The 26,683-nt window shown below is 59.3% G+C and carries 24 protein-coding genes and 1 pseudogene; 15 read left to right on the top strand and 10 right to left on the bottom strand.

Annotated elements, in window-relative coordinates; genetic code table 11:
- Positions 1-60: 60 nt before the first annotated feature.
- Positions 61-2,175 (bottom strand): TonB-dependent receptor PqqU, encoded by a 2,115-nt coding sequence (gene pqqU, locus V7Q49_RS04525; protein ID WP_333849542.1) that lies wholly within the window; start codon positions 2,173-2,175, stop codon positions 61-63.
- 264 nt (positions 2,176-2,439) lie between these two features.
- Here pqqU and yncE point away from each other — a divergent pair, with 264 nt between their 5' ends.
- Positions 2,440-3,501, top strand: a complete 1,062-nt coding sequence (gene yncE, locus V7Q49_RS04530) for a 7-bladed beta-propeller protein YncE (RefSeq protein WP_333849543.1) — start codon at positions 2,440-2,442, stop codon at positions 3,499-3,501.
- A gap of 132 nt (positions 3,502-3,633) precedes the next feature.
- Here the strand turns inward: yncE and ansP are convergent, their stop codons facing one another.
- Complete coding sequence (gene ansP / locus V7Q49_RS04535) at positions 3,634-5,130, bottom strand: L-asparagine permease (RefSeq protein ID WP_333849545.1); 1,497 nt, start codon at positions 5,128-5,130, stop codon at positions 3,634-3,636.
- Between the two features lie 373 nt (positions 5,131-5,503).
- Positions 5,504-6,394, bottom strand: a complete 891-nt coding sequence (locus V7Q49_RS04540; protein WP_333849546.1) for a LysR family transcriptional regulator — start codon at positions 6,392-6,394, stop codon at positions 5,504-5,506.
- Positions 6,395-6,601: 207 nt separating this feature from the next.
- Here V7Q49_RS04540 and V7Q49_RS04545 point away from each other — a divergent pair, with 207 nt between their 5' ends.
- On the top strand, positions 6,602-7,216 hold the full coding sequence (locus tag V7Q49_RS04545; protein ID WP_333849548.1) for a Fic/DOC family protein: 615 nt from the start codon (positions 6,602-6,604) through the stop codon (positions 7,214-7,216).
- On the opposite strand, the gene V7Q49_RS04550 is transcribed toward V7Q49_RS04545, so the two are convergent.
- Together V7Q49_RS04550 and V7Q49_RS04555 are read right to left on the bottom strand one after the other, a co-directional pair.
- Positions 7,213-7,359, bottom strand: a complete 147-nt coding sequence (locus tag V7Q49_RS04550) for a hypothetical protein (protein ID WP_333849549.1) — start codon at positions 7,357-7,359, stop codon at positions 7,213-7,215. The two genes, V7Q49_RS04545 and V7Q49_RS04550, sit on opposite strands and share 4 nt — an antisense overlap.
- Positions 7,360-7,486: 127 nt before the next feature.
- Complete coding sequence (locus V7Q49_RS04555) at positions 7,487-9,022, bottom strand: methyl-accepting chemotaxis protein (protein ID WP_333849550.1); 1,536 nt, start codon at positions 9,020-9,022, stop codon at positions 7,487-7,489.
- A gap of 349 nt (positions 9,023-9,371) precedes the next feature.
- Between V7Q49_RS04555 and V7Q49_RS04560 the strand changes: the two genes are divergently transcribed.
- From V7Q49_RS04560 to pptA, 10 genes and pseudogenes are all read left to right on the top strand, one after another.
- Positions 9,372-9,911, top strand: a complete 540-nt coding sequence (locus V7Q49_RS04560) for an adenylate kinase (protein ID WP_333849551.1) — start codon at positions 9,372-9,374, stop codon at positions 9,909-9,911.
- 110 nt (positions 9,912-10,021) lie between these two features.
- Entirely contained in the window at positions 10,022-11,017 is a 996-nt protein-coding gene (locus V7Q49_RS04565) for an LLM class flavin-dependent oxidoreductase (protein ID WP_333849552.1), read from the top strand.
- Positions 11,014-12,135, top strand: a complete 1,122-nt coding sequence (locus V7Q49_RS04570) for an amidohydrolase (protein WP_333849553.1) — start codon at positions 11,014-11,016, stop codon at positions 12,133-12,135. Before V7Q49_RS04565 ends, V7Q49_RS04570 begins: the two co-directional genes overlap by 4 nt.
- Positions 12,136-12,150: 15 nt before the next feature.
- Positions 12,151-14,426: pseudogene (locus tag V7Q49_RS04575) on the top strand (NtaA/DmoA family FMN-dependent monooxygenase).
- Between the two features lie 9 nt (positions 14,427-14,435).
- On the top strand, positions 14,436-14,945 hold the full coding sequence (locus V7Q49_RS04580; RefSeq protein ID WP_333849554.1) for a GNAT family N-acetyltransferase: 510 nt from the start codon (positions 14,436-14,438) through the stop codon (positions 14,943-14,945).
- A 9-nt stretch (positions 14,946-14,954) separates the two neighbouring features.
- Positions 14,955-15,878 (top strand): amino acid ABC transporter permease, encoded by a 924-nt coding sequence (locus tag V7Q49_RS04585; RefSeq protein ID WP_333849556.1) that lies wholly within the window; start codon positions 14,955-14,957, stop codon positions 15,876-15,878.
- Positions 15,862-16,635: an amino acid ABC transporter ATP-binding protein gene (locus V7Q49_RS04590; RefSeq protein ID WP_077227950.1), complete on the top strand. Its 774-nt coding sequence runs from the start codon at positions 15,862-15,864 to the stop codon at positions 16,633-16,635. Before V7Q49_RS04585 ends, V7Q49_RS04590 begins: the two co-directional genes overlap by 17 nt.
- 9 nt (positions 16,636-16,644) lie before the next feature.
- Complete coding sequence (locus V7Q49_RS04595; RefSeq protein WP_333849557.1) at positions 16,645-17,532, top strand: transporter substrate-binding domain-containing protein; 888 nt, start codon at positions 16,645-16,647, stop codon at positions 17,530-17,532.
- A 39-nt stretch (positions 17,533-17,571) separates the two neighbouring features.
- On the top strand, positions 17,572-18,192 hold the full coding sequence (locus tag V7Q49_RS04600; RefSeq protein WP_333849558.1) for a glutathione S-transferase family protein: 621 nt from the start codon (positions 17,572-17,574) through the stop codon (positions 18,190-18,192).
- 32 nt (positions 18,193-18,224) lie between these two features.
- Positions 18,225-18,455 (top strand): tautomerase PptA, encoded by a 231-nt coding sequence (gene pptA / locus V7Q49_RS04605; protein ID WP_142489529.1) that lies wholly within the window; start codon positions 18,225-18,227, stop codon positions 18,453-18,455.
- A 149-nt stretch (positions 18,456-18,604) separates the two neighbouring features.
- Here pptA and V7Q49_RS04610 read toward each other — a convergent pair whose 3' ends face one another.
- A complete protein-coding gene (locus V7Q49_RS04610) occupies positions 18,605-19,501 on the bottom strand; it encodes a LysR family transcriptional regulator (RefSeq protein WP_333849559.1) in 897 nt (298 codons plus the stop codon).
- 129 nt (positions 19,502-19,630) lie between these two features.
- On the opposite strand from V7Q49_RS04610, the gene V7Q49_RS04615 reads away from it, so the two are divergent.
- Genes V7Q49_RS04615 through V7Q49_RS04625 form a run of 3 tightly spaced genes read left to right on the top strand, consistent with a single transcriptional unit; the run spans position 19,631 to position 23,287 of the window.
- Positions 19,631-20,938: an MFS transporter gene (locus V7Q49_RS04615; RefSeq protein WP_333849560.1), complete on the top strand. Its 1,308-nt coding sequence runs from the start codon at positions 19,631-19,633 to the stop codon at positions 20,936-20,938.
- A 15-nt stretch (positions 20,939-20,953) separates the two neighbouring features.
- Positions 20,954-22,021: a tartrate dehydrogenase gene (locus V7Q49_RS04620; protein WP_333849561.1), complete on the top strand. Its 1,068-nt coding sequence runs from the start codon at positions 20,954-20,956 to the stop codon at positions 22,019-22,021.
- Between the two features lie 3 nt (positions 22,022-22,024).
- The gene (locus V7Q49_RS04625) at positions 22,025-23,287 is read left to right on the top strand and encodes a glycerate kinase type-2 family protein (protein ID WP_333849562.1); all 1,263 of its coding nucleotides are present in this window, start codon (positions 22,025-22,027) and stop codon (positions 23,285-23,287) included.
- Positions 23,288-23,382: 95 nt separating this feature from the next.
- Here V7Q49_RS04625 and arsC read toward each other — a convergent pair whose 3' ends face one another.
- The 4 genes from arsC to V7Q49_RS04645 all read right to left on the bottom strand — a co-directional run bounded on the left by arsC (position 23,383) and on the right by V7Q49_RS04645 (position 26,682).
- Positions 23,383-23,808, bottom strand: coding sequence for a glutaredoxin-dependent arsenate reductase (gene arsC / locus V7Q49_RS04630; protein WP_333849563.1), 426 nt, complete (start codon positions 23,806-23,808; stop codon positions 23,383-23,385).
- Between the two features lie 12 nt (positions 23,809-23,820).
- The gene (locus tag V7Q49_RS04635) at positions 23,821-25,110 is read right to left on the bottom strand and encodes an arsenic transporter (RefSeq protein ID WP_333849564.1); all 1,290 of its coding nucleotides are present in this window, start codon (positions 25,108-25,110) and stop codon (positions 23,821-23,823) included.
- 36 nt (positions 25,111-25,146) lie between these two features.
- Positions 25,147-25,467, bottom strand: coding sequence for a transcriptional regulator (locus V7Q49_RS04640; protein ID WP_333849565.1), 321 nt, complete (start codon positions 25,465-25,467; stop codon positions 25,147-25,149).
- A 225-nt stretch (positions 25,468-25,692) separates the two neighbouring features.
- Positions 25,693-26,682 carry a zinc-dependent alcohol dehydrogenase family protein gene (locus V7Q49_RS04645; RefSeq protein WP_333849566.1) on the bottom strand — a complete coding sequence of 330 codons (990 nt, stop codon included), beginning with the start codon at positions 26,680-26,682 and terminating at the stop codon, positions 25,693-25,695.
- Between the last annotated feature and the right edge of the window lies 1 nt (position 26,683).

Consider the following 26,683-nt stretch of genomic DNA (forward strand, 5'->3'; position numbering starts at 1 on the left):
AACAGTAAAGCGCTCTGAAATTGCCTGAAAAAGCCGGCAGCCCTGGCTGCCGGCTTTTTATTACTCGAAGCGATACGAGACTGAAAGGCCCACCCCGTAGTTACGCCCCGGCGCCGGTTCGTAGTAACGGCCGTTTGATTCGTTGACGATCACCGAGCCGACATACTCTTTGTCGAACAGGTTATCCACGCGACCAAAGACGTCCATACCCCAGTTGCCGACGTTCAGCTTATAGCCGGTATTCAGACCCACCACGGTGTAAGAGGGGGCTTTGGCGTTGTTTTCGTCATCGGCCTCGATGTCGCTCATGTAACGCACATCGGAACCCGCATACCAGCCCTCTTCAGGCTGCCAGCCAAACGAGGCAAAGCCCATATTGCGCGCAATGCCCGGCATCCGGTTGCCGTTACAGTCTGCGTCGCCACACACGTTGGTGCGGTAGGTCGCATCCAGGTACGTCCACGCCATTTTCAGCTTCCAGTTTTCGGCAAACTGCTGATCGAGTGAAAGCTCCACGCCCTGACGACGGGTTTTACCGGCGTTTTTGTAGCTGGTGCGTCCGCCAGAGCTGGCGTCAACCACGATCTCGTCGTCGGTATCGGTGCGGAACAGCGCCGCGGTGAACAGGCCGTTACCAACCCGCGTTTTACTTCCCACCTCATACGTATTGTTGGTCGACGGCTTGAGGCCGAAGTTCAGGCCGCTCTGGTTATCGGAACGGTAGGAGAGTTCGTTGATGGTCGGCGTCTCAAAACCACGGCCCGCCGCGGCATAGAGGTTCCAGGCGTCGGTGACGCGGTACTTCAGCGCGCCTGCCGGGAGCCATTTGTGGTAGCTGGCGTCGCCGCTGTCATCGCCGTTCGCGCCCTGCACGTAGTGGTCGTTCGAGTCGAACCACACGGAGCTGTAGCGCACGCCCGCGTCGAGAGAGAGTTTTTGCGTCAGCTGCCAGTTGGTTTGCAGGTAGGGATCGACGTTCCACATCAGGTTGCGTTCATCGCGGCGTTTCGCCCCTTTGACGCCGTAATCCGGCACGCCATTGTTCATGACGTAGTTTTCATACCCGCGACGATCTTCGCTCAGGTTCTCGTAGTTCAGGCCGGTGGTGAAGGTCATCGGCACCAGCAGCTCACCACGGTGGGTCCAGCGGGTGTCGATCCCCTGGTAGTGGCGCTGCATGTCAATCACGCCGCCCGCATGGGTCGGACGAAGCTGCGGCTGGTACGGGATCGACTGGTACTGGGTCATCTCACGTTCACCGGCGTAGGCCATCACGCTGAGGTCGTCCTGCGCGCTCAGCTGGCGCTCATAGCGCAGGCCGGCCTGGGTCTGCTTGATGGTTTTACGGGTGTTGTACTGATCCCCACGCGGAGACTGGCGCGGGTTGTCCCGCCACTCCTGATAGTCCAGCCCGCCGGGATCGTTGGCCTTCATATCAACGCTGTTGAAAATAAGGGTCAGCTTGCTGGCATCGTCGATGCGCACGCCCAGTTTGGCGTTGGCAAGATTTTTACGCGCGCCGCTGTGATCGCGATAGCCGTGGGTGGTGAAACGGGTGGTGGAGACGGTGTAATCCACATCCCCAGGCTGAGTGCCGTCGCCCATCGCGCCGGTGGCCTTCATGCCGTAGCGCCAGCTGCCGTAGCTGCCGTAATAGCTGCTGGCCTCCACGGTGGTGGGCTGGCGACCGGTTTCGGTGGTCATGTTGATCACGCCGCCGGAGGCGTTACCGTACAGGGCGGAGAACGGCCCACGCAGCACCTCTACGCTCTCGATGCTGTTGATATCGATATTCGAGGTTTGCCCCTGGCCGTCCGGCATGGTGGCCGGAATACCGTCGACATACAGACGAATGCCGCGCACCCCGAAGGTGGAGCGGGCGCCGAAACCGCGGGTCGACAGCTGGAGATCCTGGGCGTAGTTCTGCCGGTTCTGGATCTGCAACCCCGGCACGCTGCCGAGAGATTCGGAAAGGTTAATGCGCGGCGTGGCCTGGCGCATATCGTCGCCGTTGACCACGCTGACCGCCGCAGGCGTATCCAGCTCGGAGAGGGTTTGTGGCGACGCGCTGACGATCATAGTCTGCTCTTCGGCCGCCATCGTGGCGACAGGAGAGAAAATAACAGGAACCAACAGCAGGGGAAGCGAAGCCTGACGGGCAGAAATGATTTTCATGAATAGAAGCCGGTTAAGGGAATGACGAACCAAATGGAACATGTGCGTATATGGTAAATCTTTTGTAAATGTTTTGAAAACCAAAACAGCACATAGCGTTAACCTAAGTGTAGGTTAATTCGGCGGATCGTCTTGATGCGATCAAGAATTACTCCACATTACGATAAATAATGATTATTATTCGCATCAATAATCAGGTGAAGCGATGACTTTGCCAGCCGGAAGCGATGTCAGCGGTACCATTTACGTTAAAAGGGAGTTGTTATGAATTTACGTCACCTGTGCTCGCCGCGTCTGCGTGGCTCACTGCTGTTAGGTTCTCTGCTGGTCGCCGGGACTTTTAATGTTCATGCCGCAGAAGAGATGCTGCGTAAAGCGGTGGGTAAAGGCGCGTATGAGATGGCCGTCAGCCAGCAGGAGAATGCGCTGTGGGTTGCCACCACGCAGAGCCGCAAAACCGATAAAGGCGGGGTAGTTTACCGTCTCGATCCGCTGACCCTGGAGGTAACGCAGGCCATTCATAGCGATCTGAAACCTTTTGGCGCGACCATCAATAACGCCACCCAGACGCTGTGGTTTGGTAACACCACTAACAGCGCGGTGACTGCCATTGACGCGAAAACCGGTGACGTGAAGGGCCGTCTGGTGCTGGATGACCGTCAGCGCAGTGAAACCGTCAAACCGCTGCAGCCGCGTGAGCTGGTGGCAGATGACACGACGAACACCGTCTATATCACCGGTATCGGTAAAGAGAGCGTCATCTGGGTCGTTGACGGCGAAACGCTGAAGCTGAAAGAGACCATCACCGGCACCGGCAAGTTCAGCACCGGCCTGGCGCTGGATGCGCAGGCGAAACGTCTGTACACCACCAACGGCGACGGCGAACTGCTGACCATCGACACCGCGACTCACAAAATCATCGAGCGCAAGAAACTGCAGGACGACGGGAAAGAGCACTTCTACCTCAACCTGAGCCTCGACGTGAAAGGCCAGCGCGCGTTTATCACCGACTCCAAACAGCCGGAAGTGCTGGTAATTTCCCTGAAGGACGGCAGCGTGCTGAGCAAAGTGGCGGCACCGGAATCCCTGGCGGTGCTGTTCAACCCGGTACGTAATGAAGCCTACGTGACCCACCGTGAAGCGGGCAAGGTGAGCGTGATTGACGCGAAAACCTATAAAGTGACGAAGACCCTCGACACCCCGACCTTCCCGAACAGCCTCGCGCTCTCCGCCGACGGTAAAACCTTGTTCGTAACGGTGAAGCAGAAGTCTTCTCGTCAGCAGGAAGCGACCCAACCGGATGATGTAATTCGTATCGCGCTGTAAGTTGGGTGCCGTGCCGGGTGGCGGCTTCGCCTTACCCGGCCTACGAACTTCTGACCCGTAGGCCCGTGCAAGCGCAGCGCCGCCGGGCAAAAAAAAGGGAAGGCATTTGCCTTCCCTTTTTTATGAGTGCTTTTACCTGGAGGTCTCTTCCACCAGCGGACCATCCTGCTTTTCATCGCCCGGGTGTTTCGGCGCGGTGCTGTGGATCTCGTGCACGCGCTTACGCACGCCAAACCAGCCGGCCACCAGCAGAACCGCCAGCAGCGGGATCGTGGCGATGGTGTAAGTGCCGTTCGGATAATCGAACGCCATCAGCACCAGCACGCTGAACAGGAACAGCAGGGTCAGCCAGGAGGTGACCGGTGCGCCCGGCATCTTGAAGCTGACGTCGGCCGCGGTGCCTTCTTTGATCGCTTTGCGCAGACGCATCTGGCACACCACGATAAAGGCCCAGGAGGCGATAATGCCCAGCGCCGCCACGTTCAGCACGATCTCAAACACCTGCGATGGCACCAGATAGTTCAGGAACACGCCGAAGATGTAGACCACCAGGGTTGCCAGAATGCCCGCGTACGGCACCTGCTGCTTGCTCATCTTCGACATAAACTTCGGCGCAGAGCCGCCCATCGACATGGAGCGCAGGATACGGCCCGTTGAGTACAGACCGGAGTTCAGGCTGGAGAGCGCTGCGGTCAGCACCACGATGTTCATGATGCTGCCCACGTACGGCACGCCCAGCTTGGTGAAGAAGGTCACAAACGGACTTTGACCCGCCTGATAGGCGTTCCACGGCAGGAGCAGAACCAGCAGCACCACAGAGCCCACATAGAACAGGCCGATACGCCAGATCACGCTGTTGATCGCTTTCGGCACCATGTTCTCGGGATCTTTACATTCACCCGCCGCCGTACCGACCAGCTCAATGGAGGCAAAAGCGAATACCACGCCCTGGACCAGCACAAGCGCAGGCATCAGGCCGTGCGGGAAGAAACCGCCGTTATCGGTGATCAGGTGGAAGCCGGTCATGTTACCGTCCAACGGTTTGCCGCTGCCGAGGAACACTGTACCGACGACCAGGAAGATGACAATCGCCAGCACCTTAACCAGCGCAAACCAGAACTCCATCTCGGCGAACCACTTCACGCCTATCATGTTCATGGTGCCGACAATCGCCAGCGCGCCAAGGGCAAACACCCACTGCGGCACATCGCCAAACGCGCCCCAGTAGTGCATGTAGAGCGCCACCGCGGTGATATCCACGATACCGGTCATCGCCCAGTTAACGAAGTACATCCAGCCCGCGACATAGGCGGCTTTTTCACCGAGGAACTCACGGGCGTAGGAGACAAAGCTGCCGCTGGACGGACGGTGTAACACCAGTTCGCCCAGGGCACGGAGGATAAAGAAGGAGAAGATACCGCACACCAGATAGACCAGTGCGAGGGCCGGGCCAGCCATCTGCAGGCGGGCGCCTGCACCTAAAAACAGCCCCGTACCGATAGCGCCGCCGATGGCGATCATCTGCACCTGACGGTTGCCCATCGCCTTGTGATAGCCCTCTTCGTGGGCGTTCAGCCAGCGACGTTTCGCAGCGTGATGATCGGCTGCGCTTTTATTGCTTGTTTTCATTGAGTTACCTGTTTACCTGTCTGAATCATGTTTCATGATGTCCTCTCCGGCGGTGGGCAATACAAACGATTGCTTTTGCGCGGAAATGTGCTGCCTTTCCAGTCATTCTGCGTATGGATAAGGCAAAACATGGCGAAGCATCCTACCTGCAAATAGTAAGGGACGCAAAATATAACGGGCCGAAAGTGAGGTGGCTCTAAGTAATTGGTCGGGGCAGTGCTGTCGGGGGCTACGGGCAGCTGAATCGGGTAAATTTTTGAAACACTTTTCCGCGTTTTACCGCAATATCGATGAGTTTTGCTTAATGGTTGCCCGGTGATATTACGGCAATGCCGACCCGATCGCAGGACGGCAATCCGGGGCAGGGGAATCGCTAGGTATGACGCAGGGCCTCGACCAGCAGGGCAAAGGCGGTGGTGTGCTGTCGACGACTGGGGTAGTAAAGATGATAACCCTCAAACGCCGGACAGTACGCCTCCAGCACCCGCACCAGCCGCCCCTGGCTGATGGCCTCCTGCACCGTGTCCTCCGGGATATACGTCAGCCCCAGTCCGGCCTCGGCGGCATCGAGTCGCTGTGGCAGGTTATTCAGGGTCAGTTGCCCGTCCACTCGGACGCGGATCTCCCGCCCCTCGCAGGTAAATTCCCAGGCATACAGCCCGCCGAGCGTCGGCAGACGCATATTGATGCAGCGGTGATCCGCCAGCTGCTCGGGCGTTTGCGGTTCGCCGTGGCGGGCAAAATAGTCCGGGGAGCCGACAACGGCCATCCGCATATCCGGGGCGATCCGTACCGCAATCATATCCTTCGCCACCTGTTCACCCAGGCGAACGCCGGCATCGAAACGCCCGTCGACGATGTCCGTCAGGCCGTTATCCACCGTCACTTCAACATTGATATCCGGGTACTGCGCCATAAAAGATTTCAGCACCGGCCACAGCACTGCACTCATGGCATGCTCCCCGGCGGTAATACGGATATTGCCCGCGGGGGTATCGCGCATGTCGCGCAGGGCGGTCAGCTCCTGCTCGATCTCCAGCAGGTGCGGGCTCAGGCGCATAAACAGCTGTTCACCCGCTTCGGTGGGCGCCACGCTGCGGGTGGTGCGGGTCAGCAGGCGCATATCGAGACGTGCTTCGAGGTTACGCATCGCGTGGCTGAGGGCGGACTGCGATACGCCCAGCTGCGCCGCCGCGCGGGTAAAGCTGCGCTCCCGGGCGACCACCATAAAGGAGAGCAGATCGTTAAAATTATCCTTCAGCATCATGGCGCTCCCGATATATGAACTTGATTCATAGTTTGTGTCTGATTATGCATTCTAATCCGCATTCTTTTCAGCCGTAAACCATCCCTTCGTGATCAGGTCGTTCTTGTTGTAGATAAGATGAACCCAAATCGCTACGATCGTTCGATTAACCGACAGTAAAGCGCAGGGCATAACGTTGTCATTTTTTGGAGCGGAGGTAACGGCTTGTCAAAATATGAACTTCATTCAGCGGAACAGCGTTACCAGCCTGGCTCTGGCGACACGGTTCTGGCGAACAAGTTAGGGATCATCGATATCGATGAAATGGATGCGCTGGAATCGGGCTTGTTACTTATGCTCTATGAAAAGCTGTTTATTGCAGGCCAGTCGCCTGCGGTGCTGGCTTTCGCACATATCAGCGAGTGGCATCGCCAATGGCTGGGAAATGTCTACGAATGGGCCGGCAGATTGCGTAATGCTAACCTGACGAAGGACGGTTTTCAGTTTGCAGCAGCCGACAGGATCCCCTCGCTGATGACTGGCTTCGAGCAGCAGTATCTTTCCCGCTCCGGCGAACTGAAATCCCTGACTCGACCTGAACTGGTGAGTTATCTGGCTGAATGCCATGTTGAGTTTATTTTGATCCATCCATTCAGAGAGGGTAATGGGCGTCTGTCGCGGCTACTATTCGATGTGCTGTCAGTTCTGGCGGGAAAGGGGGTGCTGGATTACAGCTTATGGGACGAGCATAAGATGTTTTACTTCAAGGCAATTCAAGCCGGTGTATCAGGAAACTACAGCCCCATGATGCAACTGATAAGCGATATATTGCCCGATTAACGGGCGAGGCCAACGGCTTTCGCCTGAAGGAGATTTTGTTTGAGTTGCTGCTCTATTTTCTGCACAGAAACCCCTGTTTCGATTGCGGTTGAGCTGGCAACGGAACGATAAATTTGAGCTTTGGTAATGGTTTTTTTTCTCAAGCGATCTACCTCCTGAACGACTCTGGAAATTCTAGGGAGGAACAGTGTTATTAGCAAGGTGGTTTGTCCCGTTACCTTGCTCCTGACAATTCCTCGGGACGAAAATGAAAATTCGCCCCGATATTCATTACTCGCCAAACACCGCAATCGCCTGCTGCAACCTTGTGGTGCGCTGGGTAAGGTGATTTGCCGCCTGGGTGACGTGCTCCACCATCCCGGCGTTATTATGGGTCATCACCCCGATACGGGAAATGGACTCATTAATCAGGGTCAGCGCCTGGGTCTGCTCCTGGGTGGCGTGGCCGATCTCCTTGATCAGGGCTGACATGTTCAGCACATTGCCGATCATGGTGGTCAGCTGGGTTTCGGTCTGTTCCACCATATTCACCCCGGCATTAACGCTGGCGACGTTTTTCTCGATAAGCGCTGCGATCTCTTTCGCCGCCGACGCCGAGTGCTGGGCCAGATTACGCACTTCGGCGGCGACCACCGCGAAGCCGCGTCCGGCTTCCCCGGCGCGGGCGGCTTCTACCGCGGCGTTCAGCGCCAGGATATTGGTCTGGAAGGCGATACGGTCGATCACCGCAATGATATCGACAATCTGGCCGTTATCGCGCGATACCGACTGCATCACGCCGATAGTCTGCTTCATCACCGCTTCGCCGCTGTGCGCGCTGGCGCTGGTCTGATCGGCCATGCGGATCGCCTCTTCCGCCGTCTGGGCGGTCTGTTTTACCGCGCTGGCGATCTCTTCCACCGCCGCGGCGGTTTGTTGCAGATCGCCTGAGGTCTCCTCCGAGCGGGCCTGCAAGGCGTCACCTTCTTTCGCCACCTGCTGGCTGATAGCGCGGATGCCGCTGATTTGCGTGCCGACATCATCCACCAGCGAGTTGAGGTTTAATCCTGACTGGTTAACCAGGCGCATCATCAGGCCAATCTCATCGACGCGATCGAAGTGGTAATAGCGCGTCTTACGGCCCGACACCACGCGCTGCATCTGTTTAACAATGGTTTTTACCGGACGACAGATCTGCGCATTAAGAAATAACGCCAGCAAAATAAACAGCAACGCCAGGCCGCCGGATTGTATTATCCCCGCAGGGAGTAATACAGGAAGAGCCAGAGCGAGCAGGGCGGTAATCCCAAGTGAGTAATTAACCCGCTTCGCGGTGCTGAGCCGTTTTAATATTGAGAGAACGGAGAATATTCCCCGCCGCACCAGCACCCCTTTATAAAAGCGGTGGCCTTTTATTTCATTATTTCGCACCCGCTGATAAAGCGCTTCGCTGGCGTCGATTTCACTGCGCTCCGGAATATTGCGCACCGAGATATAGCCGGTGAGGGTGTCATTCTGGTAAACCGGCGTCACGTTGGCCCGTACCCAATAGTGATCCCCGTTGTGGCGGCGGTTCTTCACCAGCCCGGTCCAGCTCTCGCCCTGCTGCAGGGTAAACCACATATCGCCAAACGCCTCCGGGGGCATATCCGGATGGCGGATCACATTATGCGGTTCGCCAATAAGATGTTCTTCTTTATAACCACTGGCTTCAATAAAGGCCGAGTTCGCGTACGTAATATGACTTTGGGTATCGGTGGTCGACATTAAAGTCGAGCCTTCGTTAAGCAAAAACTCGTTTTGTGTAACGTGATTGTTACGCCTCATGAATAACTCCATGGTGATGTCTGTGTGAAGAGAAGCCGCCCGAAAAAAAGTTTCAGGCAAGGTTTTATCATTATTGTTAAATATTACGGCTGGCGTATTCTCCACAAAATCTAATCAATTAGAAAGCGCCTGAATTAACTATTTTTTCGTCGTAACCGTTACTTATGTAATAAAAATGCAATCACGACGGTGTGAATAACAACGCGGGCGGGAATTAAATCGACTTAAGGCAAATATAAAGGAAATAATGACTCTGTGGCGAAAACTACACTCCCGAAATAATGTTTCATTAACATTCATAAAACATTATTATTGTTGGCCCGGTTTTCCCGACGCATCAGGACCTGTGATGAAAATCAATATTATTGGCACCAGCGGCAGCGGTAAAAGCACCCTGGCCCGCAGGATCGCCGCCGAGCTGGCGCTGCCCTGTATCGAAATGGACACCCTTTACTGGCGTTCCGACTGGCAGGGCACCCCGGACGACGTTATGTTTGCGAAGCTGGAGGCGGCCCTCAGCGCAACGCCGGGCTGGGTGCTGGACGGCAATTACAACCGCACCCGCCCGATAAAATGGCGCAACGTCGATCTGGTGGTGTGGGTGGACTACGGCCTGGCCCGCACCCTGCGTCAGGCCATCACCCGGGCGGTAAAACGCGCCTGGACGCAGCATGAGCTGTGGCCCGGCACCGGCAACCGGGAAAGCTTCCGGCGCACCTTCTTTAGCCGGGAGTCGATCCTGCTGTGGACGATCAAGACCTGGCGCAGCAACCGGGTGCGCTATGAAGCCGACATGCAGAACCCTGATTTTGCCCATATCCGCTTCGTGCGCATTACCTCCCGCCAGCAGGCCAACGCCCTGATCGCTGAGCTGCGTTCTTCGCTGTAACCCAACGCGGTATTTCTGAAATCCGGCAAACCAAATGTAAATTAATTGTTTCTCAGTGGTGAAATCGCCCCTTAATAATGGCGACATGTTTAGTCAAACGAGATTGCAACATGTCCTGGCGAATCAGCATTCTGGATAAAAGTCCTGTCGCAGAAAACGAAACGGCCGCCGATGCGCTGTCGCGCACCTTAAGCCTGGCGCAGCAGGCCGAAACCCTGGGTTATCACCGCTTCTGGATTGCCGAACACCACAACACCCCGCAGCTGGCGAGCCCGTCGCCCGAGCTGCTGATTGCCTGGATCCTCGGGCAGACCCGACGCATTCGCGTCGGCTCCGGTGGGGTAATGCTGCAACACTACAGCCCGTACAAAGTGGCGGAGAACTTCAATCTGCTGGCGGCCATCGCCCCCGGTCGGGTGGATCTGGGCGTCGGCAAAGCGCCGGGCGGCCTGCCGCTCTCGACCCGGGCGTTACAGCTCGGCCTCAGCCAGCAGGAGAAGGGCGATTTTGCCTCCCAGCTGGCGCAGCTGAATGGCTGGATCAACCCGACGTCACAGGAGGAGGCGGTTCGCGCCACCCCGTTACCCCAGGTTCCGGCGGCGGGCTTCCTGCTGGGGGCCAGCGCGGAGAGCGCGCGCCTTGCCGCCAGCATTAACTGGGACTTCGTTTTTGCCGCCCATCTGAATGGCGATCCTGACCTGCTGCGCGAGGTGATTGGCACCTGGCGCGCCCACAGCGCCCGGGAGGTGATTGTCGCCGTGCAGGCCATCGTCGCCCCAACCCAGGCGCAGGCTGAATCGCTGGCAAGCGCAGTAGAAGTGTGGGGCGTTGAGTTGGCCAACGGCCAGCGGGTCACCGTCGCCAGCGAAGAGCAGGCTTACGCCTTTGCCCGTCAGGCGGGCAGCGAGCCGCTGCGCATTGCCCGTCGCGCCCAGTCCCTGCTGGCGGGCACCGCGGAGTCGGTGCTCGAACAGCTTGACGCGCTGCATCAGCAGTGGGGCATTGATGAGTTCATCATTGATACCCCGGTCGCCGATGGCACCGCCCGCGTGCAGTCCCTGCGCCTGCTGGCTCAGGCCCGACAGCTGCGCGAGGTGGCCGTATGAGCCTCGAACAACAGCTGATCGCCTGGCGCCGGGAACTGCACCAGAACCCGGAACTCTCCGGGGAAGAAATCCAAACCACCGCCCGCCTGCGCCAGTGGTTAGGCGACGCCGGAATTAAGGTACTGCCTTACGATCTGGCGACCGGCGTGGTCGCCGAGGTAGGGAAGGGTGAAAAACAGATCGCCCTGCGAGCCGATATCGACGCCCTGCCGATTGAGGAGCGTAGCGGCGTAGACTTTAGCTCCCAGCGCCCCGGCGTCATGCACGCCTGCGGGCACGATATTCACACCAGCGTGATCCTCGGCGCGGCCCTGAAGCTGAAAGAGCGGGAAGAGGCGCTGAATGGCCGGGTGCGGATCCTGTTCCAGCCCGCGGAGGAGAACTTCGGCGGCGCGAAAAGCCTGGTGCGCGCCGGGGCCCTGCGCGACATCAGCGCCATCTTCGGTATGCATAACGAACCCGGTCTGCCGGTGGGCAGCTTTGCCACCCGCGGCGGCCCGTTCTATGCCAACGTCGACCGCTTCGTGTTCCGCATCACCGGCAAGGGGGCCCACGCCGCCCGTCCGCACGAAGGGAGCGACGCGATTGTTCTCGCCAGCCAGCTGGTGACCGCCCTGCAGAGCGTTGCCAGCCGCAACGTCAACACCCTGGATTCGGTGGTGCTGAGCGTGACGCGCATTACCGGAGGCAATACCTGGAACGTGCTGCCGGAGAGCGTCGAGCTGGAAGGAACGCTCAGAACCCATCGCACCGAAGTGCAGCAGAACGTGAAGGGCCGGGTGGCGGAGATCGCCGCCGGGTTTGCCGCCGCCTTTAATGCGCAGATCGACATTACCTGGTATGCCGGACCCACCGCGCTGGTGAACGACGCCAACTGGGCCGAGTTTGCCACCTCGGTGGCACGGGAAACCGGCTACGAGACCCGACTGGCCGAGCTGCACATGGGCGGGGAGGATTTCGCCGTCTACCTGCAGCAGATCCCCGGCGCTTTCGTCAGTATCGGCAGCGCCAGCCAGTATGGCTTGCATCATCCGGCCTTTAACCCGGACGAGGCCTTAATTGAACCCGCCGCGCGATATTTCGCCCAGCTTGCGGAAAAAGCACTGAATCAACTTTAAGGGTAAGGAGGGACTATGTCCGCAACACGACAGCTGCGACTGGGCACGATTTTGCACGGCGCCTCGGGAAATATGTCAGCCTGGCGCCATCCGGCAGCACCGGCCGATGCCAGCATCAATTTTAACTTCGTCAAAGAGACGGCCCTGAAGGCCGAAGCGGGCAAGCTCGACTTTATCTTTGTCGCGGATGGCCTCTACATCAACGAGAAGTCGATCCCGCACTTTCTCAACCGCTTTGAGCCCCTGACCGTGTTGTCGGCGCTGGCGACCGTCACATCACGGTTGGGGCTGGTGGGGACTTTATCCACCTCCTACAGCGAGCCCTTCACCGTGGCGCGCCAGTTTGCCAGCCTCGATCACCTGAGCAACGGCCGGGCGGGCTGGAACGTAGTGACCTCGCCGCTGGAGGGATCGGCAAAGAACTTCTCCCGCGACAAGCACCCGGAGCACGCCCTGCGTTACCGCATCGCCGATGAGTATCTCGACGTGGTGAAAGGGCTATGGGACTCCTGGGAGGGCGATGCCTTCGTGCGTAACAAAGAGACCGGGCAGTTCTTCGATCCGCAAAAACTGCACACCCTCGATCACCACGGCGATTTCTTTAAGGTGGCCGGGCCGCTGAACATTGGACGCACGCCGCAGGGCAGGCCGATTGTCTTCCAGGCCGGGGCCTCGGACGACGGCAAAAAGCTGGCGGCGAAACACGCCGACGCCATCTTCACCCACCATGAAACCTACGAAGAGGCGCAAGCCTTCTGGCACGACGTCAAAAGCCAGCTCAAACAGCATGGCCGCAGCGCCGATGAGCTGCATATCTTCCAGGGGGTGAGCGTGATCGTCGGGAAAGACGCCGATGACGTGGAGGAGCAGTACCAGACCACCGCCGCGCTGGTCTCCATTAACGATGCCCTGAACTATCTTGGCCGCTATTTTGAGCACCACGATTTCAGCCAGTATCCGCTGGATGAAGCCTTCCCGGACATTGGCGATCTGGGGAAAAACAGCTTCCGCAGCACCACCGACGAGATCAAACGCAACGCCCGGGAGCGCAACTTAACCCTGCGCCAGGTGGCGCTGGAAGCCGCCTCGCCGCGCCCGCGTTTCTCCGGCACCCCGGAACAGGTCGCCGACGGCTTGCAGCAGTGGTTTGAAGGCTATGCCGCGGACGGTTTCATCATCCAGGGCGGCACCCCGGATACCTTCCCACGCTTTGTTGATCAGGTGGTGCCGCTGTTGCAGGCGCGCGGCCTGTTCCGCACCGAATACCCCGGCACCACCCTGCGTGAGAGCCTGGGATTAGCGCAGCCCGTTAATCAGTACACACAACAATAACGCACACAACAATAAGAGAACCTGCCATGAAAAAATCATCGCTTATTCTGGCGCTCGCGCTGGCCTTTACTCCTGCCGTCTGGGCAGAGAACGTCAACATTAACGGCACCGGGGTCAGCCTCGAGGCCAACAAAACGCCGATCAACACCGCGAAAAACCCGCAGGCCGTCGCCCAGTTGCCGGCCAGCTTTAAGCCGGTAGTGCCGGGTAAATTCACCGTGGCGATTGCCGGGCTGAGCCAGCCGCCGCTGACGGTGTTTGCCGATGACAACAAAACCCTGATTGGCAGCGAGGCCGACATCGCCCGTCTGGTGGCCGACAGCCTCGGGCTGGAGCTGAACGTGGTACCTACCTCCTGGGAAGACTGGCCGCTGGGCGTCGCCTCCGGGAAATACGACGCGGCGATCAGCAACATCACCGTCACCAAAGAGCGTAAAGAGAAGTTCGATTTCGCTACCTACCGTAAAGATTCGCTGGGCTTCTACGTGAAATCCACCAGCCCGATCAAGAAACTTGAGACGGCGGAAGACATCGCCGGGCTGCGGATTATCGTTGGCTCCGGCACCAACCAGGAGGCGATCCTGCTGGCCTGGGATGCGGAAAACCAGAAGAAGGGCCTCAAGCCATTCACCCCGATCTACACCAAGGACGATGCCGCCCAGACGCTGGCGCTGCAGTCCGGTCGCGCGGACGCCTACTTTGGCCCGAACGTAATTGGCGCATGGAAAGCGGCCCTCAACGGTAAAACCAAACTGGTGGGCAGCGTCGACGGTGGCTGGCCGAAAGCGGCGCACATCGCTGTGACTCTGAAAAAAGGCAGCGGCCTGGCCGAGCCGGTGCAGACCGCGCTCAACGGCGTGATCAAGAACGGCGACTACGACAAAGTGCTGAACCGTTGGGGTGAAGGCGTGGAGCGTATCCCGAGTTCCGAAGTTAACCCGGCCGGTCTCGGCGATTAAGGAGAACCTATGAGCGACCTTTTTCGTGACGTATCGCCGGAGGACGCCGATCTTCAGCCCATCATTGATGGGCTGTTCGGAGAATATGCGGCGCGCTACGGCGACTACTTCTCTAAGGATGCCGAGATCGAACTGACCGAGTGGTATCTCGCGCCGCAGGGGCTGTTTATTGTCCTGGAGCGCGACGGAAAGATCATCGCCACCGGGGCCTATAAACCCTTCGATGCGCAGACCGCCGAAATCAAACGGATCTGGACCGACAAATCCCTGCGCCAGCAGGGGCTTGCCGCCCGTGTGGTGCAGGAGCTGGAGCGCCGGGCGGTACTGGCCGGCTACAGCCAGATCTACCTCACCACCGGCTTCCGTCAGCCGGAAGCGGTGCGGCTCTACCTGAGCCAGGGCTACGCGGCGCAGTTCGACCTGACCCGCGACCCGGAAGAGTACAGCCAGCCGCCGTTCGACGGGCGACTGCGCTTCACCAAAACGCTGGTACGCGAAGCGTTCAGTAAATCGGCATGAGGAACGACGATGAACAACGTTGAAACCATCAAAGTGGTCCCGGCGCGCTACCCGCTGCGCACGGTGGGGGCAATTGTTGCGCTGTTTGTGCTGGCGGTTGTCATTCAGTCGGTAGCCTTTAACCCCCGCTGGGAGTGGAGCGTGTTCGCGCGCTGGTTCTTCGACCCGGTGATCCTTGAAGGGGTGGGGCAGACGCTGCTCCTGACCCTGATCGGCACCGTGCTCAGCGTGGTGATTGGCGGCATGCTGGCGCTGGCGCGGCTGTCGTCCTCGTGGCTGCTGAGCAGCCTCGCCTGGGGCTATATCTGGCTGTTCCGCTCCCTGCCGCTGATTGTGGTGCTGATCATCCTCTACAACTTCTCCTATCTGTACGACACGCTGTCGCTTGGCGTGCCGTTCACCAGCATCACCTGGGGCAGCTTCGAGACCATCAACGTGCTGGGGCAATTCTCCACCGCGGTGGTTGGCCTGACGCTGGTGCAGAGCGCCTATACCGCGGAGATCATTCGCGGCGGCTTCCTTGGGGTCGATCACGGCCAGTATGAAGCAGCAGCAGCGCTGGGGTTACCGGCTTCGCGCCGCACTCTGCGCATCATCCTGCCGCAGGCGCTGCGCACCATTCTGCCCGCCGGGTTTAACGAAATCATCAGCCTCGCCAAGGGCACGGCGATGGTTTACGTCCTGGCGATGCCGGAGCTGTTCTACACCATCCAGATGATCTACAACCGCACCCAGGAGGTGATCCCGCTGCTGATGGTCGGTGCCGTCTGGTATCTGGTGATCACCACCGTGCTTTCCGCTATCCAGCATCTGGTTGAACGTGCCCTGGCCCGCAGCGAGCGCCGCTCGGCGGTGAACAGCACTCGCGCCACCCGCACCCGTTCCGTCACCACCCAAACCACACAGGAGCCTATCCATGCAAGCCTCTCCTGAAGGACATATTTCGATTACCGGCGTGAGCAAGTTCTTTGGTCGCCACAAGGCGCTGGATAACGTCTCGCTGGAGATCCCGCCGGGCTCGGTGACGGTGATCCTCGGGCCGTCCGGCTCCGGTAAATCCACGCTGCTGCGCACCATTAACCATCTCGAGCGCGTTGATGAAGGCTTTATCCAGATTGACGGTGACTACATCGGCTATCGTCGGGAGGGCAACACGCTGTACGAGCTGAAAGAGAAAGCGATCCTCAAACAGCGCGTCAACGTGGGCTATGTGTTCCAGAACTTCAATCTGTTCCCGCACCTGACGGTGCTGGAAAACCTGATTGAGGCACCCATCGCCCACAAGCAGCTGAGCCGTAAAGAGGCCGTCGAGCGGGCCTACGATCTGCTCGACGTGGTGGGGCTGCGCGATAAGGCCGATGCCTGGTCGCGACATCTTTCCGGCGGGCAGCAGCAGCGCATCGCCATTGCCCGCGCCCTGGCCCTGCGCCCGCGGGTGATGCTGTTTGATGAGCCGACGTCGGCGCTGGATCCCGAGCTGGTGGGCGAGGTGCTGGACGTGATCAAAAAGCTGGCCCGCTCCGGCACCACCCTGGTGGTGGTGACCCATGAGATTGGCTTCGCCCGGGAAGTGGCGGACCAGGTGGTGTTTATGGTCGACGGCAAAATCGTTGAACAGGGCAGCAGCGACGAGGTGCTGAACCGTCCATCCCACGCGCGAACGCGGCAGTTCCTGTCGAAAGTGCTGTAAGGAGAGAAGATGAAAAAGGGATTACTGGCGTTGCTGGTGGTGGCATCCGCAAGCCACGCCGCGATTGATTTACAGGCTAACGAGCAGCCCCTGCCGGTGACGGTGGATCAGCAGGCGGTGGCGAAGATCCCCGCGCACTACAAATTTGTTGAACCGGGCACCTTAACCGTCGCCATTTCGGCCCTCAACTCGCCGCCGCTGGCATTGCTGGCCAGCGATAACCGCACCCGCATCGGCAGCGACCCGGATATCGCCCGGCTGCTGGCGGGCAGCCTCGGTTTAAAACTCAAGCTGGTGCCAACGGCGTGGGAGGACTGGCCGCTGGGGATTTCCTCCGGGCGCTACGACGTGGCGCTGGTCAACATTGCGGTGACCGAGCAGCGGAAACAGAAGTTTGATTTTGCGACCTATCGCGTCGATAACCTGGCCTTCTCGGTGAAATCCACCAGCGAGGTGCAGTCGATCAAGGGTGCCGCCGATCTGTCAGGTAAAAAGGTGATTGTTGGCTCCGGCACTAACCAGGAGCGCATTCTGCTCGGCTGGAACGAGGAGAACAAAACCGCAGGGCGCGAGCCTGCGCTGCCGGTCTACCTGACCGACGACGCCTCCGGCAATCTCTATATCCAGTCCGGCAGGGCGGATGTGTTCTTCGGCCCGCAGTCGGTATCGGCTTACAAAGAGGCCCTGACCGGTAAAACCCGGGTAGTGGGTTTAGGGCCGAAAAAGGCCTACGTTGCGACGACCACCAAAAAGGGGAACGAGCTGGTGTATGCCCTGCAGGCGGCGCTCGACGGGGCCATCCAGCGCGGTGACTACCAGAAAGTGCTGGCCCGCTGGGGCGAGCAGGGCGAAGCGGTGGTGCAGTCGGAGGTTAACCCGCCAGGGATAACCTACTGAGGCTGCTCTACACTTAAGGCTTTGACCGAGGTATAGCCGATGATCAAAGTCTATGGCGTTCCCGGCTGGGGCTCAGCCATCAGTGAAGTGATGCTGACCCTCGCCGACATTCCGTATCAGTTTATCAACGTCGACGGGTTCGATAAGCCGGGTGCCACGCGCGAGCTGCTCGAAAAACTTAACCCTCTGTGTCAGGTGCCGACTCTCGAGCTGGAAAACGGCGAGATCATGACGGAAACGGCAGCGATTGCGCTGCTGGTGCTGGATCGCTGTCCCGATCTGGCACCTCCCGTCGGGCGCGCGGAGCGCCAGCAGTTTCAGCGCCTGCTGATCTGGCTGGTGGCCAACGTCTATCCCACCTTTACCTACGCCGACTACCCGGAGCGCTGGGCGCCGGATGCCCCGGAACAGCTGCAGCAAAACTGCCGCGAATACCGCAAATCGCTCTACCTGTGGCTGGACAATCACCTCAAAGCCGCGCCGTACGCCTTTGGCGAGCAGATCACCCTTATCGATTGCTATCTGTGCGTGATGCGCACCTGGGGCCCACGCCCGGAGTGGTTTGCCGCCAACACGCCGAACATTACCGCCATTGCCGATAGCGTGGCCAGGCTCCCGAAACTGCACAAGGTGCTAAAAGCTAACGACATACTCTGCTAGTCTGGAACGCTTACTCAAAAGGAGTCCTGCCCATGCCACACGTTAATATCAAATGCTTCCCCCGCGACCTGAACGACGAGCAAAAAACCGCCCTGGCGGCGGATATCGCCGAGGTGATTACCCGTCATCTGAACAGTAAGGATCGCTCTATTTCCGTGGCCCTGAATGAGGTTCAGGAAGCCGACTGGAAAGCGCAGGTCTGGGATACGGAGATTGGCCCGAAGCTGGATGAGTTGATTAAAAAGCCGGGTTATTCGATGTAAGTAGGGTGCCTTTGCCGGGCGGCGCTGCGCTTGCCCGGCCTACGGTTCCGTGCTCTTGTAGGCCGGGTAAGGCGCAGCCGCCACCCGGCAACGCAGTGCGGCCTGATGCCCTCACCCCGACCCTCTCCCATAGGGAGAGGGCGAAAACACTAAACATACAGCTCCGGATGCTCATCCAGCATCGTCAGCATATTATCCCGAATCTCATCCTGCGCCCCGGCCATCCACACCGCCTCCAGCGGCATGCCCATCTGCTCGGCGCCGTTCAGCTGGACAAATTTCACCCCCGGCATCAGATAGCGGCTGCTCCACGCCGGAACAATCGCCAGCCCGATCCCCGCCGCCACCAGGTTGATGATGGTCTGCTTTTCGTCCGCCATCTGTGACACTGTCACTTCAATGCCCGCATTATGGAACAGGTTCATGGTCAGGTCGTGGCTGTGGGGGCGCGAGCGCCGCTCCGGCAGGATCATCGGCATCCCTTCCAGTTCCGCGATATCGACCCTTTCCCGGTCGGCAAAGGGGTGGCTGGCAGGCAGGGCCAGAATGCCCGGCTCGTTGCACAGAAATGCCCGGCCAAACTGCCCATCCAGCTGGGCGGGAGGGCGGATAAACACCAGATCCAGCCTGCCGCTTTTCAGCTTCGGCAGCAGATGGACGGTCTTATCTTCGAAGAGCTGGATCTCCACCGTCGGGTAGTGCTGGCGAAACAAGTGCAGCAACCCAGGCAGCAATCCGATGGCCGCGCTGTCGATGGTGCCGACGCGTAAAAGCGGCTGCACCCGGCGTGGATTTTGACGAAATTGCAACATAATCGCGTCGGCATGGGCGAGCAGCTTTCGCGCCTCTTCCCGCAGCAAAACGCCGTTCTCCGTCAGCGCCACCCGGCGGGTCGAGCGGGTGAACAGCCGCGTGCCAAGTACCTCTTCTAAAAGACGAATATTCCTTCCCAGGGCGGAGGGCAGCATATCCAGGCGCTGGGCCGCCTGTCCGAAATGCAGGGTCTCTGCCACCGCCAGGAAACAGCGCAGGTGTTGTAGTTCCATTTTGGCTCGCTCGCGATTATTGCATTTTTTTGTATAAACCGATGCGCATGATCATGCAAGAAATATCAGCATACTCATCAAGGCAGCCCGACTGCGTACCCTACAAAATAATTATGAGGAACACCTCACATGACCTGCACAATTGAACAACGGGTTATGCGTAAGATCACTTTGCGCATCGTGCCCTTCATCATGCTGTTGTACTTCATCGCCTTCCTCGACCGCGTCAACATCGGTTTCGCGGCGCTGACCATGAACGCCGATCTCGGCTTCTCCCCGGCGGTGTTTGGTTTTGGTGCCGGGATCTTCTTCCTCGGCTACTTCCTGTTTGAAGTCCCGTCCAACCTGATTTTGCATAAGGTCGGAGCGCGCATCTGGATTGCCCGGGTGATGATCACCTGGGGGCTGGTCTCCGGCGGCATGGCCTTCGTCCAGAGCACCACCAGCTTCTACAGCCTGCGTTTTCTGCTCGGCGTGGCGGAAGCGGGCTTCTTTCCGGGGATCATTCTCTACTTAAGCTACTGGTTCCCGGCGCAAAAACGCGCCCAGGTGACGGCGATCTTTATGGCCGCAGCGCCTATCTCCACCGCGCTCGGCTCACCGATCTCCGCGGCACTGCTGGAGATGCACGGGATGATGGGATTTGCCGGCTGGCAGTGGATGTTTGTCCTCGAAGCGGTGCCGGCGGTGATCCTCGGCGTGGTGGTGCTGTTCTGGCTCACCGATCGCCCGGAGAAGGCGAAATGGCTCAGCGAGGAGGAGCGCGGCTGGCTGATTGCCACCCTTCAGCGTGAGCAGGCCGCGAAACAGGCCACGGCGCAGCACAGCGTCTGGAAAGGGCTGCTGGACAAGCGCGTTCTGGCCCTGTCGCTGGTCTACTTCGGCACCTCCGCCGGGCTCTACACCCTGGGCATCTGGTCGCCGCAGATCATCAAAACCCTCGGCGTCTCCTCCATGACCGTCGGCCTGCTGAATGCGATCCCGGCGGTGATGGCGGTGGTGGCGATGGTGCTCTGGGCGCGTCATTCCGACAAAACCGGCGAACGTTCGTGGCACGTCATTGCCGCCTGTATCGTGGCGGCGGCCGGGCTGTTTATGGCCGGCAGTACCGCGAGCATTGTCGGGGTGATCCTCGCCCTGACCATCGTCAACTGTGGCATCAGCGCCTCCAAACCGCCGCTGTGGAGTATGCCAACCCTGTTCCTGTCCGGGTCGGCGGCGGCGGCGGGCATCGCCACCATCAACTCGCTCGGCAACCTGGGCGGCTTTGTCGGTCCGTTCATGATCGGCCTGATAAAGCAGCAGACCGGCAGTTACACCTGGGGGCTGTGGTTTGTCGCCGGGCTCCTGATCCTCTCTTCAATCGTGGTGCTGTGGCTCTCGGCGTCCAGCCGCAAGGCGCAGGCACACGACGCATTAATTCAGCCAAAACATTAACTTAAGGAAACAGAGATGAAAGATTACGCCATTGCAGCCATCCCCGCAGACGGTATCGGCCCGGAAGTGATCACCGCGGGTGTTGACGTGTTACACGCGCTGGCTCAGCGTCAGGGAGATATGCGTTTCTCGGTGCACACCTTCGAGTGGGGCTCGGACTACTACAAAAGCCACGGGGTGATGATGCCGGAAGACGGGCTGGAGCAGTTGAAAGCCTTCGACGCCATCTACTTTGGCGCGGTAGGGGCCCCGGACGTGCCGGATCACATCACCCTGTGGGGGCTGCGCCTGCCGATCTGCCAGGGCTTCGACCAGTATGCCAACGTCCGTCCGACCAAAATCCTGCCGGGCATTCAGTCTCCGCTGCGCAAGGCGGTGCCGGGCACTCTCGACTGGGTGATCGTCCGTGAGAACTCGGAAGGGGAATATTCCGGCCACGGCGGCCGCGCCCACCGCGGTCTGCCGGAAGAGGTGGGTACCGAGGTGGCGATTTTCACCCGCACCGGGGTCACGCGCATCATGCGCTACGCCTTCCGTCTGGCGCAGACCCGTCCGCGCAAGCTGTTAACCGTGGTCACCAAGTCTAACGCCCAGCGTCACGGGATGGTGATGTGGGACGAGATCGCCGCCGAAGTGGCACGCGAGTTCCCGGACGTCACCTGGGACAAAATGCTGGTGGATGCCATGACCGTGCGCATGACCCTGCATCCGGAATCGCTGGACACCATCGTGGCGACCAACCTGCATGCCGATATCCTCTCGGATCTGGCCGGGGCGCTGGCGGGCAGTCTGGGGGTGGCACCGACCGCCAATATCGATCCGGAGCGTCGTTTCCCGTCGATGTTTGAACCGATCCACGGCTCGGCATTTGATATCACCGGCAAGGGCATCGCTAACCCGGTCGCCAGCTTCTGGACCGCGGCGCAGATGCTGGAACATCTGGGTGAAGGCGAGGCCGCCGCGCGTCTGATGGCCGCCGTTGAGGCCGTCTGTGCGCAGGGCATCATGACCCCGGACGTGGGCGGTACGGCCAACACCCGCGAGGTCACCCAGGCGGTGATCCGCGCCATTGCAGAAGGCTGACCTATGGCACAACACGACGACAGCGCCCTGCGAGGGGCGCTTACTGAAATATTCATGGCGGCGGTGAAAAGTGCCGACCCCCATGAAGCGTTGATTAACGCCCTGCCGGAGAAACCGCGCGGGCGCTGCATCGTGGTCGGGGCAGGGAAAGCCAGCGCCGCCATGGCCGCCGCGCTGGAGGCCGCCTGGCCGGATGTTGATTTACAGGGCGTGGTGGTGACGCGCTACGGCCACGCGGCACCAACGCAAAAAATCCGCATCGTCGAGGCGGCGCACCCGGTCTCGGATGCGATGAGCGAAGTGGCCTCAATGCTGATGATGGAGCAGGTCAAACACCTCACCGCCGACGACTGCGTGATTGCGCTGATCTCCGGCGGCGGCTCGTCGCTGCTGGCCCTGCCGCGCCAGGGGATTACCCTGGCCGATAAGCAGGCGGTGAACAAAGCATTGTTGAAGAGCGGGGCAACCATCCATGAGATGAATACCGTGCGCAAGCAGCTGTCGGATATCAAGGGCGGACGCCTGGCGCTGGCGGCGCTTCCTGCCCGGGTGATCACCCTGATTATCAGCGACGTGCCCGGCGACGATCCCCAGAGCATCGCCTCCGGTCCGACGGTGGCGGACAGCTCGACGGCAGAAGAGGCGCTGGAGATTATCGCCCGTTATCGTCTGGCGCTGCCGGAGCCGGTGATGCGGGTTCTGCACACGCCGCGCGCGCCGGTAACGTCAAAAGAGATTGAGGAAGATATCCGCCTGATCGCCACCCCGTCCGGCGCGCTGGCGGCTGCCGCTGCCGTGGCGCAGCGGATGGGGTTCACGCCGTTGATTCTGGGGGATGCCCTGGAGGGCGAAAGCGCCCAGCTGGGGATTATGATGGCCGGGATTGCAAAATCGGTGAAGCAGCACGGCCTGCCGGTCAAAGGCCCGGCGGTGCTGCTCAGCGGTGGGGAAACCACGGTCACTATTGGGAGCGCAGGTGCCGGGCGAGGCGGGCGCAATACCGAATTCCTGCTGGCACTGGCCTGCGCGCTGAAGGGCGAGGCGGGGATTTACGCCATCGCCGGGGACAGCGACGGGATTGACGGCACCGAGGATGCGGCAGGCGCGATCGTCACGCCGGAGACGCTGCAACGCACCTCGCTGGATGCGAAGGCGATGCTGCGCGGGCATGACAGCTACAGCTACTTTGCCGATGCGGGGGATCTGCTGGTGACCGGCCCGACGTTAACCAACGTGAATGATATTCGGGTGGTGTTGATTACGTAGCACCGCAATGCCGGGCGGCAGCTTCGCTTTGCCCGGCCTACAACACCGATCCCGTAGGCCGGGTAAGCGTTAGCGCCACCCGGCGTTTTTCAGCCTCAGCCCAGTCGCTTCCCGGTACTATCAACCACTTTCTCACCGTCCTCTTTGGTGAATTCACCTTGCTGCGGCTCCGGAAGAATATCCAGCACCACCTCTGAAGGACGGCACAACCGGGTACCCAGCGGGGTCACAACGATGGGGCGATTAATCAGAATCGGATTTTGCAGCATATATTCAATCAGCTGTTCATCTGTCAACCGCTCGTCGGCCAGACCAAGCTGCTCATAAGGTTCAACATTTTTACGCAATAAGGCCCGGACGCCGATCCCCATATCGGCAATGAGCTTCACCAGCTCATCCCGCGACGGCGGGGTCTCAAGATAATAAATTATGGTCGGTTCGTTGCCGCTATTGCGGATCATCTCCAGCGTGTTACGTGACGTACCGCAGGCCGGGTTGTGATAGATAGTAATGTCGCTCATATCAGGATCTCATTACAAAGTGACAGAGAGCCGCAACGCCAGCGCGGCCAGAGTGATAAACAGCACAGGCAAAGTCATGATGATGCCGGTGCGGAAGTAGTATCCCCAGGTGATGGTCATATTTTTCTGAGCAAGCACGTGCAGCCACAGCAGCGTCGCCAGGCTGCCGATAGGGGTGATCTTAGGGCCTAAATCGCAGCCGATGACGTTGGCATAGATCATCGCCTCTTTGATCACACCAGAAGCTGTACTCCCGTCAATCGACAAGGCACCAATCAGCACCGTCGGCATGTTATTCATCACCGATGAAAGAAAGGCCGTGATGAAGCCGGTGCCCAGGGTTGCCGTCCATAAGCCATGTTCTGCCAGCAGATTCAGCACGCCGGAAAGCGAGTCCGTCAGCCCGGCATTGCGCAGACCGTAGACCACCAGATACATCCCCAGCGAGAAAATAACGATCTGCCACGGGGCACCGCGTAGCACTTTACCGGTATTAATGGCATGGCCTCTTTTCGCTACCGCAAACAGGATTATCGCGCCAGCGGCAGCAATCGCGCTGACCGGGATCCCCAGCGGTTCAAGCACAAAGAATCCGGCAAGTAACAACAGCAGGACAATCCAGCCAGCCCGGAACGTCGCCGGATCCTTAATCGCAGAGACCGGCGCTTTCAATAGCGAAACGTCATAGGTTGCCGGGATATCCTTGCGGAAGAAGAGGTGCAGCATTACCAGCGTGGCGGCAATGGCGGCCAAATCTACCGGGATCATCACCGACGCGTAGTCGGTAAAGCCCAGCCCGAAGAAGTCAGCGGAGACGATATTGACCAGGTTGGAGACGATAAGCGGCAGGCTGGCGGTGTCGGCGATAAAGCCCGCTGCCATTACAAAGGCCAGCGTCGTGCCCGGACTGAACCCCAGGGCGAGGAGCATGGCAATGACGATAGGTGTCAGGATCAGCGCCGCCCCGTCGTTGGCAAACAACGCCGCGACCACTGCGCCAAGCAGCACAATCCAGGTAAACAGTAGGCGACCGCGCCCGTTACCCCAGCGAGCGACATGCAGCGCAGCCCATTCAAAGAACCCGGACTCGTCGAGCAGCAGGCTAATGATGATGACCGCGATGAAGGTCGCCGTCGCGTTCCAGACGATATTCCAGACCACCGGAATGTCGTCGACACGAATAACGCCGAGCGCCAGCGCCAGCAGTGCCCCGATGCTCGCACTCCAGCCAATGCTGAGGCCTCTCGGCTGCCAGATAACCAGTACCAGCGTCAGTAAAAAGATGATCCCTGCCAGTAACATTCCAGACTCCATTACATATGATTTAGTGTATGCGTGTTAGCAGGATGAGCAGGCTGATTTTGCCAGCCATTCGCGAACATCCTCCCGCATGCAGTGCCAGGCTGTGGTGATTGTTTCTGCTGCCCATGCGGGCATGTGCGGTGAAAGGCGGTAGTGGATCCATTTCCCTTCCCGGCGATCGAGCACCAGCTCAGCCTCACGTAATATCGCCATATGGCGGGAAATCTTGGGTTGCGATTCTGCCGTCGCGCCACAGATATCGCAGACGCATAACTCCCCGGACTCCCTGAGAAGCATGACGATCGCCAGCCGGGTCTCATCCGACAGTATTTTGAAAAGCTGAACAGGCTGTAGCATTTCCCACTCCGATACGTTTAACATACACATATGCTAAATCATATATGTTAAGTTTGGAATAGCCTGCTTTCTCTGGAGGTGAAAGAATGGAACACTTCCCGGGCTGAACGCTGGGCAGCAAAAGCCAGGCGCGAATGCCGGGCGGCAGCTTCGCTTTGCCCGGCCTACAACACTACAACACCGATCCCGTAGGCCGGGTAAGCGTTAGCGCCACCCGGCATGTGTTCACACCGTCACTACTATCTTACCCACCTGGCCGTTCGACTCCATATAGCGCTGTGCATCAGCAATATGTTCAAGCGGGAAGGTTTTGTCGATGAGCGGCTGAAGTGCGCCAGTGCGTAATCCTTCACTGACAAAGGCTTTCGCACGCGCCATTTTTTCAGCGTCGGTGGTGATCTCGAAAAGCTCATAGCCCCTGAAGGTCAGATGTTTGCCCAGAATGGCAAAGACCGGAACCGAGAGATCGCGGCTGTCCAGCGCGCCATACTGGAAGAAAATCGCGCCGTCGGACATCGCTTTCGCAATCTCTGCCACGCCCGGGCCGCCGACCGGGTCAAAAGCCATCTGAATCCCTTTACCCGCAGTGAGCCGGTTAATCTCCTCAGCCACGCTCTGCTCCTGGCTGGCGACCACCGCCGCGGCACCCGCTTCCAGCAGCAGGGCACGTTTATCACCGGTACGCGTCATGGCGATGGGGATGGCACCGCGCATCCTGGTGATCTGGATTGCCGCCAGCCCGACGCTGCTGGACGCGGCATTGATCAGCACATGATCGCCTGCTTTCAGGTTGCCGTACTCTATCAACGCCCCGAAGGCGGTGACGTACATCATCCAGCTGGCGGCAGCCTGCTCAAAACTGAGATTCTGCGGATGTTTCACCACCGCGTGAGCCGGGGCGTTGACTATTTCGCCGTACATCCCATAGTCACTGAACGTAAAGGCGGGGATCACGCTCACGCTGTCGCCAGGAGCAAACTCCGTGACGCTGGTGCCCACGGCTTGCACCACTCCGGCGGCTTCGTAGCCCAGGCGAGCCGGAAATTGCGGCTCGATAACGTACTGACCGGTGCGGTACATGATCTCCGCGCGGTTAATGCCGATGGCGCGCACGGCAATCTGCACCTCATTCGGGCCAGGACTAGCTACAACAACATCCTGAATTTCAAGCACATCGGCGCTACCCGTCTGGTTAAATACGACAACTTTTGACATC

It is taken from the genome of Leclercia sp., assembly GCF_036780805.1.
In the GTDB taxonomy this organism is placed as follows: Bacteria; Pseudomonadota; Gammaproteobacteria; order Enterobacterales; family Enterobacteriaceae; genus Enterobacter.

What these genes read in the sequence shown, in the direction of transcription:
- pqqU (WP_333849542.1), bottom strand. Translation starts at nt 2,175, where the DNA reads ATGAAAATCATTTCTGCCCGTCAGGCTTCGCTTCCCCTGCTGTTGGTT.
- yncE (WP_333849543.1), top strand. Translation starts at nt 2,440, where the DNA reads ATGAATTTACGTCACCTGTGCTCGCCGCGTCTGCGTGGCTCACTGCTG.
- ansP (WP_333849545.1), bottom strand. Translation starts at nt 5,130, where the DNA reads ATGAAAACAAGCAATAAAAGCGCAGCCGATCATCACGCTGCGAAACGT.
- V7Q49_RS04540 (WP_333849546.1), bottom strand. Translation starts at nt 6,394, where the DNA reads ATGCTGAAGGATAATTTTAACGATCTGCTCTCCTTTATGGTGGTCGCC.
- V7Q49_RS04555 (WP_333849550.1), bottom strand. Translation starts at nt 9,022, where the DNA reads ATGAGGCGTAACAATCACGTTACACAAAACGAGTTTTTGCTTAACGAA.
- V7Q49_RS04560 (WP_333849551.1), top strand. Translation starts at nt 9,372, where the DNA reads ATGAAAATCAATATTATTGGCACCAGCGGCAGCGGTAAAAGCACCCTG.
- V7Q49_RS04565 (WP_333849552.1), top strand. Translation starts at nt 10,022, where the DNA reads ATGTCCTGGCGAATCAGCATTCTGGATAAAAGTCCTGTCGCAGAAAAC.
- V7Q49_RS04570 (WP_333849553.1), top strand. Translation starts at nt 11,014, where the DNA reads ATGAGCCTCGAACAACAGCTGATCGCCTGGCGCCGGGAACTGCACCAG.
- V7Q49_RS04580 (WP_333849554.1), top strand. Translation starts at nt 14,436, where the DNA reads ATGAGCGACCTTTTTCGTGACGTATCGCCGGAGGACGCCGATCTTCAG.
- V7Q49_RS04585 (WP_333849556.1), top strand. Translation starts at nt 14,955, where the DNA reads ATGAACAACGTTGAAACCATCAAAGTGGTCCCGGCGCGCTACCCGCTG.
- V7Q49_RS04590 (WP_077227950.1), top strand. Translation starts at nt 15,862, where the DNA reads ATGCAAGCCTCTCCTGAAGGACATATTTCGATTACCGGCGTGAGCAAG.
- V7Q49_RS04595 (WP_333849557.1), top strand. Translation starts at nt 16,645, where the DNA reads ATGAAAAAGGGATTACTGGCGTTGCTGGTGGTGGCATCCGCAAGCCAC.
- V7Q49_RS04600 (WP_333849558.1), top strand. Translation starts at nt 17,572, where the DNA reads ATGATCAAAGTCTATGGCGTTCCCGGCTGGGGCTCAGCCATCAGTGAA.
- pptA (WP_142489529.1), top strand. Translation starts at nt 18,225, where the DNA reads ATGCCACACGTTAATATCAAATGCTTCCCCCGCGACCTGAACGACGAG.
- V7Q49_RS04610 (WP_333849559.1), bottom strand. Translation starts at nt 19,501, where the DNA reads ATGGAACTACAACACCTGCGCTGTTTCCTGGCGGTGGCAGAGACCCTG.
- V7Q49_RS04615 (WP_333849560.1), top strand. Translation starts at nt 19,631, where the DNA reads ATGACCTGCACAATTGAACAACGGGTTATGCGTAAGATCACTTTGCGC.
- V7Q49_RS04620 (WP_333849561.1), top strand. Translation starts at nt 20,954, where the DNA reads ATGAAAGATTACGCCATTGCAGCCATCCCCGCAGACGGTATCGGCCCG.
- V7Q49_RS04625 (WP_333849562.1), top strand. Translation starts at nt 22,025, where the DNA reads ATGGCACAACACGACGACAGCGCCCTGCGAGGGGCGCTTACTGAAATA.
- arsC (WP_333849563.1), bottom strand. Translation starts at nt 23,808, where the DNA reads ATGAGCGACATTACTATCTATCACAACCCGGCCTGCGGTACGTCACGT.
- V7Q49_RS04635 (WP_333849564.1), bottom strand. Translation starts at nt 25,110, where the DNA reads ATGTTACTGGCAGGGATCATCTTTTTACTGACGCTGGTACTGGTTATC.
- V7Q49_RS04640 (WP_333849565.1), bottom strand. Translation starts at nt 25,467, where the DNA reads ATGCTACAGCCTGTTCAGCTTTTCAAAATACTGTCGGATGAGACCCGG.
- V7Q49_RS04645 (WP_333849566.1), bottom strand. Translation starts at nt 26,682, where the DNA reads ATGTCAAAAGTTGTCGTATTTAACCAGACGGGTAGCGCCGATGTGCTT.